Origin of the sequence: Paucilactobacillus kaifaensis (genome assembly GCF_005405145.1) — a bacterium.
Lineage (GTDB): Bacteria > Bacillota > Bacilli > Lactobacillales > Lactobacillaceae > Paucilactobacillus > Paucilactobacillus kaifaensis.
This window is the reverse complement of record NZ_BJDM01000011.1, coordinates 46,861-52,938: the sequence shown is the minus strand read 5'-3', so window position 1 is coordinate 52,938 and position 6,078 is coordinate 46,861. Positions and strand designations below refer to the sequence as shown.

At 38.8% G+C, this 6,078-nt stretch carries 6 protein-coding genes; all 6 read right to left on the bottom strand.

What is annotated here, in order from left to right; genetic code table 11:
• Positions 1 to 104: 104 nt before the first annotated feature.
• The gene (locus FFM51_RS05935) at positions 105 to 809 is read right to left on the bottom strand and encodes a hypothetical protein (protein WP_137597722.1); all 705 of its coding nucleotides are present in this window, start codon (positions 807 to 809) and stop codon (positions 105 to 107) included.
• A 240-nt stretch (positions 810 to 1,049) separates the two neighbouring features.
• Positions 1,050 to 2,033, bottom strand: coding sequence for a ribose-phosphate diphosphokinase (locus FFM51_RS05930; protein ID WP_137597721.1), 984 nt, complete (start codon positions 2,031 to 2,033; stop codon positions 1,050 to 1,052).
• Between the two features lie 74 nt (positions 2,034 to 2,107).
• The gene (glmU, locus tag FFM51_RS05925) at positions 2,108 to 3,475 is read right to left on the bottom strand and encodes a bifunctional UDP-N-acetylglucosamine diphosphorylase/glucosamine-1-phosphate N-acetyltransferase GlmU (RefSeq protein WP_137597720.1); all 1,368 of its coding nucleotides are present in this window, start codon (positions 3,473 to 3,475) and stop codon (positions 2,108 to 2,110) included.
• A complete protein-coding gene (purR, locus tag FFM51_RS05920; RefSeq protein ID WP_137597719.1) occupies positions 3,476 to 4,321 on the bottom strand; it encodes a pur operon repressor in 846 nt (281 codons plus the stop codon).
• 286 nt (positions 4,322 to 4,607) lie between these two features.
• Positions 4,608 to 5,396 carry a metal ABC transporter permease gene (locus tag FFM51_RS05915; protein ID WP_137597718.1) on the bottom strand — a complete coding sequence of 263 codons (789 nt, stop codon included), beginning with the start codon at positions 5,394 to 5,396 and terminating at the stop codon, positions 4,608 to 4,610.
• A complete protein-coding gene (locus tag FFM51_RS05910; protein ID WP_307722381.1) occupies positions 5,389 to 6,069 on the bottom strand; it encodes a metal ABC transporter ATP-binding protein in 681 nt (226 codons plus the stop codon). The genes FFM51_RS05915 and FFM51_RS05910 overlap by 8 nt, the downstream gene beginning before the upstream one ends.
• Positions 6,070 to 6,078: the final 9 nt, after the last annotated feature.

The following is a 6,078-nucleotide window of genomic DNA, read 5'->3' as shown; positions in this document are numbered from 1 at the left end:
AATACTGGAATGAAGCCGCTTAGAAACAGATTCAATTTTTTATTATTTCATCTGTCAACTTGACAGGGCCTAGTGCAATGCTTCGATTTTAATATTCTAAATGATTAAAATGTTTTATTAACTGAACCCGTGGTTGGGTTATATTGATAAATACCAATCAAATTGGCAACATCACCAGCGTCGTTATTTTGTCGTACTTCAATCGTATAAACTGATCCAGTTTGTCCAGTAACATTGAACATATAGCCAGACTTACCATAATAGCCAGCTGCTTTAGCAAAGCTAGAAACGATACTGTTTGATTGATCACTATTAGCTGCGACACTGGAACTAGATGCTGTAGCAGTCGTATTTGAACTAGTATTTTGCGTAGAGCTAGTGCTTTGAGTATCCTGCGCTTGCTTTACTTTCTTTGCCAAACTAGAAACTTCTTGTTTTAATTCACGACTAGACGAATCTGCGTTATCATTTAATGTATCAACGCCAGTTTGCGCATCTTCATAATTTTTATTGTTGTAGTCTTCTTTTGCCTGAATTAACGTTTTTAAATTGGCAATCAAGCCTTTGATCTTACTTGTTGGTTGTGATGTCGCCTGTAATTTATCTAATGCTTGCTGATATTTTCCTGCTTCAATGAGCTTATTAGCTGCCTGATATGCTTTAGTAGCTGGGCTAACTTTAGCAGAAGATGAATTACTTGAGCTTGTATCTTGAGTCGTACTGCTATTGCCACAACCAGCGAGTACACCAACTGAAACTACCGTTAAAGTCCCCATTAACATTTGTTTAAGGATCGTTGTTTTTTTCATCTGTTACCTCTCCTCCCTTAACATAACTAATTATAGCATGTTCCATTGATGAACAACCGTTTTCAACACAATTTTTGTAATATTATTGTAATATTTAAGAATTGCTTTACAAATTAAAAAAATTTGTGTTAGATTTTCCCTATCAACTTTATAAGTCCAAAAACGCTCACCGCATTTAAAAAAGTGTAGTGAGCGTTTTTATCTTTAAATAACGAAAAAAATATTATATAACCGAAATTATTACCATTTATCGTCCGCTCTAAACCGATTTTTAAATAGTGGACTGACAGGTCGATTTTCATTAATTCGTTTAATAGCAGCTCCCATCAACGGTCCAACAGAAACTTGTACCAATTTATCAATTCGTTTCTCTGCAGGTAAATTAATTGAGTCCGTTACTATAATTTGCTTAATCGGTGATTTTTCTAAACGTTCAATCGCAGGATCTGATAAAACAGGATGAGTACAAGAAGCATACACTTCCGTAGCACCAGCATCGATCAAAGCCTGCGATCCAAGTGTTATCGTCCCAGCTGTGTCAATCATATCATCAATTAAAATACAACGTTTACCGGCCACATTTCCGATAATATTCATGACTTCAGCAACATTTGCTTTTGGCCGTCGTTTATCAATGATTGCAATCGGAGCTTTCAAGAACTCGGCCAAAGCACGTGCTCTAGTAACACCACCATGGTCTGGTGAAACGACCACTGCATTTTCTGAGATACCATGATTGATGAAATAATCAGCTAGCAATGGTGCTCCCATCAAATGATCAAGCGGAATATCAAAAAATCCCTGAATCTGAGCCGCATGTAGATCCAAGGCCACAATTCTAGAAGCTCCTGCTTTTTCAAGCATATTGGCAACTAACTTCGCTGTAATCGGTTCTCTGGAACGGGCTTTACGGTCTTGTCGTGCATACCCATAATATGGAATTACCACGTTGATGGTATTAGCACTGGCTCGACGAAGAGCATCAATCATAATCAGTAATTCCATCAAATTATCGTTTACAGGTGCAGATGTTGACTGAATGACATATACGTTGTCACCACGAATACTTTCCTCAATATTGATTCTAATTTCGCCATCGCTAAATCGATCAACAGAAAGTTTACCTAATTCAACCCCAACTGTGTCAGCAATTTTTTGTGCTAAAGGCCGATTTGAGTTAAGCGCGAAAATTTTCAATTTGGGATCAAAATATTGTTGTTCCATTAGGGCCTCCGGTAATTTAATCTATAATTTAATAATATTGATTTAACTTAGAAATTGCAAGTTTATTGCCACTTTTACCACGGTAATTTTTTAGCATATCCCGGCTTATTAACTTGTCGTGCTCGCGCAATTGCCATATCAAATTTTTCAGTACTATCCGTAATTGTCGAGCCAGCAGCAACAAATGAATCTGCCGCAATTTCTAGTGGCGCAATCAAGTTTGAATTGCTACCAATAAATGCATGATCGCCCACATTAGTGTGATGTTTAGCAGTCCCGTCATAATTGACGAAAACAACCCCACAACCAACATTGATATTTTCACCAAGCGTAGCATCCCCAACATACGTCAAATGCCCAACTTTAGTTCCATTACCGATCACAGACTTTTTAACTTCCACAAAATTACCAAGATGGGCCTGTTCTCCAATCTCTGCTTCAGGACGTAAATGACTATAAGGACCAATATCGCTCCCTGTGTGCATCTCTGATTTTTCGATAAATGATGCTAATACTTTGACGGAATCATGTAATACAGAATCTTGAATTTCTGAATGAGCACCAATAAAACAATCTGACCCTATTGTGGTGTTGCCTTTAATGGACACACCGCCCTCGATAACAGTATCCGTACCAATCTTAACATCAGCATCAATATACGTGCTTGCAGGATCAATTAAAGTAACCCCATTTTGCATTAAATGTGTATTGATCCGATCACGCATCACCTGGTTTGCCTTAGCTAATGCAATGCGATCATTGACACCCATTGATTCATCAAAACTATCCATTTGATAAGCAGCCACGATATCACCACGTTGTTTTAAAATGCCAATTACATCGGTTAAATAATATTCACCCTGCGCGTTATCATTTGTAATTAGATGCAATGCATCAAATAAAGTGCGGTTGTCAAAACAGTAGACACCGGTATTAATTTCCGCAATAGTGGCCTCTTTTGCAGTTGCATCTTTTTGTTCAACAATTTTTTCAACAATTCCGATATCGTTACGGACAATTCGGCCGTAACCGGTTGGATCAGGAGCTACTGAAGTTAACACGGTAGCAGCAGCATGTTTAGCTTCATGATATTCAAGTAAATGCGCAAACGTTTCTGCTGTAAATAGCGGTGTATCACCACTAACAATGAGCGTTTCGCCATCTAAATTGCCTAATAATTCTTCAGTTTGGAGTACGGCATGTCCGGTGCCTAGTTGTTGTTTTTGTAAAACATATTTAGTGCGATCGCCCAAAGCATCTTCAACATTTTGAGCACCATATCCGACAACGGTTACCACGTTATCCATTTTGTTTTTTTCGATTTGAGTCAGCACATGGTCAACCATTGCCTTACCGCACACCTGATGTAATACCTTATACAGTTTAGATTTCATCCGTGTGCCTTTACCAGCTGCTAAAATAATTGTATTCCGCGTTGCCATTTATTTATTCCCCATTTCTGTACCAAAAACCGTCGTTAAATAATTACCTGGTTGGGCACCGATTGTTTTGTCGTTCGGATTTACCGCATTAACCTTAATCAGTGAAGTATAGTTACTAACTAATCGTTTTCCAGTGAATTCTCCCTCAGCAAAAACCGTCAAACCAACTAATTTAGCATCAAATTCTTGAATAAGTGAGGCCATTCCGTTCAATGTCCCGCCACCCTTCATAAAATCATCAACCACCAATACATGCGCTCCTTGCTTTAAGCTTCGACGCGATAATTCCATTTTCTCGATCCGTTTCGAAGAGCCTGAAACATAGTTAACGCTAACAGTTGAACCTTCTGTAATATGTGAGTCATTCCTAACAATAACAAACGGAACGTTCAAGAATGTTGCAACACTTTGTGCAATTGGGATTCCTTTTGTTGCAACTGTCATCACCACATCAACATGCTGATTCAGGTATTGGGTTGCTATCAAACGTCCCACTTGTCGTAAGATATCGGGACGACTTAGCAGATCCGATAGATAAACGTATCCTCCCGGTAATAGTCGGCTTTCATCATTAACTTCTTCAACTACCTGATTAATAAATTCTTGGGCCTCTTCGCGGAGAATATATGGAATAAACCGAGCACCACCAGTTGCCCCAGGAACTGTTTCTAAAATACCTGTGCCGCGGTCTTGAAAGGTTCGTTTTAAAATACTAAGGTCTTCACTAATTGAAGACTTAGCAGAATCGTAGCGCTGTGCAAAAAATTTTAAAGATATGAGTGTCCGTGGTCGTTCCAATAGGTATCTGGTCATATCAACCAGTCGGTCGCTTCGTCTGACTTTCATCGCCGTTACCTCTTCATCGTTATTTTCTAATCTCTAAAAATGATACCATAATAGTTCGTGTTTTAGTCAATTATGAACCAAATTAATGAAAAAAGTGTGAACCAGAGCGTTCAGATACCGTAAGCTAAGTTCATAATAACAATTGAGAAATCGGGCTTTGATTACTTGATTGTTATTATGAACTTAGCTCTAGGTGTCTGCTCTGGTGAAGACATCTAATACTTGTCGCTGCCAAAGAACCTATTTTTGCATAATCTTAACTGCGACAAAATAAAAAAGCCCGTTACTATGCTTTTCTAGCATATAACAAGGCAACACAATATATTAATACTTCTATACTTGCGATGAAAAAGCTCACTGGCCAGTTTGTTAAATAGCCCAAATATAAGCCACACCAAGTTCCCAAAATCGCAAATCCGATTGATAAGGTCATCATCTTGGCCACACTGTGGACAAAATATTTTGCACTTGCGGCTGGCAATGTCAACAGAATAAAAATTAACAGCGAACCCACAATTTGTGCAGCGACGCTAACACTAAGCGCTAATACCACCAGAAAGATGATTGATACTAAATTAACTTTCACTCCATTCACTCTCGCCCCCACAGAATCAAAGGAATCAAACTTTAAGGAACGATAACTAACCAAAATAACTAATAAGACAACGATCGATAGGCCTACGATTTGCCATACCTCAGATTGACTAATACCGATCACACTACCAAATAAAATGCTAGTAGCAGAACTCGCATTTTGATTAGATAACGATAAAAATAGAATTCCTAACCCAATAAAAAGTGCTGAAACTGCCGTGATTGCAGATTCTCTGCGCTCCTCTTTCACACTCATCTGTCCAACAATCATCGAGCTAATAATCGTAAACAGCAGCATTCCATTAATTGCCGGCCAGCCAGCAAAAACGCCAAAAGCAGCCCCCGCAAATCCAATTTCTGACAAGGTGTGGGTCAAAAAAGACATGCTACGTGCTATCACGAAGACACCAATTACACCACAGATGATTGCAATAAATGTGCCGGCCACAAACGCATGCCGCATAAAATCAAAACTAAACATGCCCCTCACCTGCCTTAGTTATTTTTAAATCTTCAATTTTACCAGTTTGATAATGATCGTGCTCCATTAACAAAAAATGATCCGCAAATTGTTTGGCGAGCGGTAAGTCGTGTGTTACAAAGAGCACACTTAACGTCTGCTCTGCTTGTAATCTTCTGACCAACTCTAGCAGCTCATATTTCATTCCCACGTCTAAGCTTGCAGTTGATTCATCCAATATGAGTAAATTAGGCCGTTCAATCAAAGCTTGTGCTAAATAAGCTCGCTGCTTTTCACCACCAGATGCTTGTCCTAAGGGCCTATTTTCAATTTGAGTTAAATTAGTTTGTTTAATCGCCCAATCAACACGGCCCCGTTCTTGTCTCTTCAGCCACGGTGTTAAACCATGATATAAGTTTAGTGCTACAAATTCACGGATCGTCAATGGGTATTCTTCATCAACATTCCTAAATTGGGGGACGTAGCCTAATTTCACTGTCTGTTGTTCATTTTCAAATTCAATGGTTCCAGTTTGTGGCTTTAGCTGGCCTAAAAGTGCCCTGATCAATGTCGTTTTACCGACACCATTTTCACCCAAAATAACCGTGAATGAACCCTTGGTTAAGTCAAAATTCAAATCTTGAATGACTCGTTTATCACCGTAGGCGAGGGTCAGATGTTTGATTGTCAGAATTTTGTTAAT

Bases quoted from the DNA above. Each gene is read 5' to 3' on its own strand.
- FFM51_RS05935 (WP_137597722.1), bottom strand. From the start codon at position 809: ATGAAAAAAACAACGATCCTTAAACAAATGTTAATGGGGACTTTAACG.
- FFM51_RS05930 (WP_137597721.1), bottom strand. From the start codon at position 2,033: ATGGAACAACAATATTTTGATCCCAAATTGAAAATTTTCGCGCTTAAC.
- glmU (WP_137597720.1), bottom strand. From the start codon at position 3,475: ATGGCAACGCGGAATACAATTATTTTAGCAGCTGGTAAAGGCACACGG.
- purR (WP_137597719.1), bottom strand. From the start codon at position 4,321: ATGAAAGTCAGACGAAGCGACCGACTGGTTGATATGACCAGATACCTA.
- FFM51_RS05915 (WP_137597718.1), bottom strand. From the start codon at position 5,396: ATGTTTAGTTTTGATTTTATGCGGCATGCGTTTGTGGCCGGCACATTT.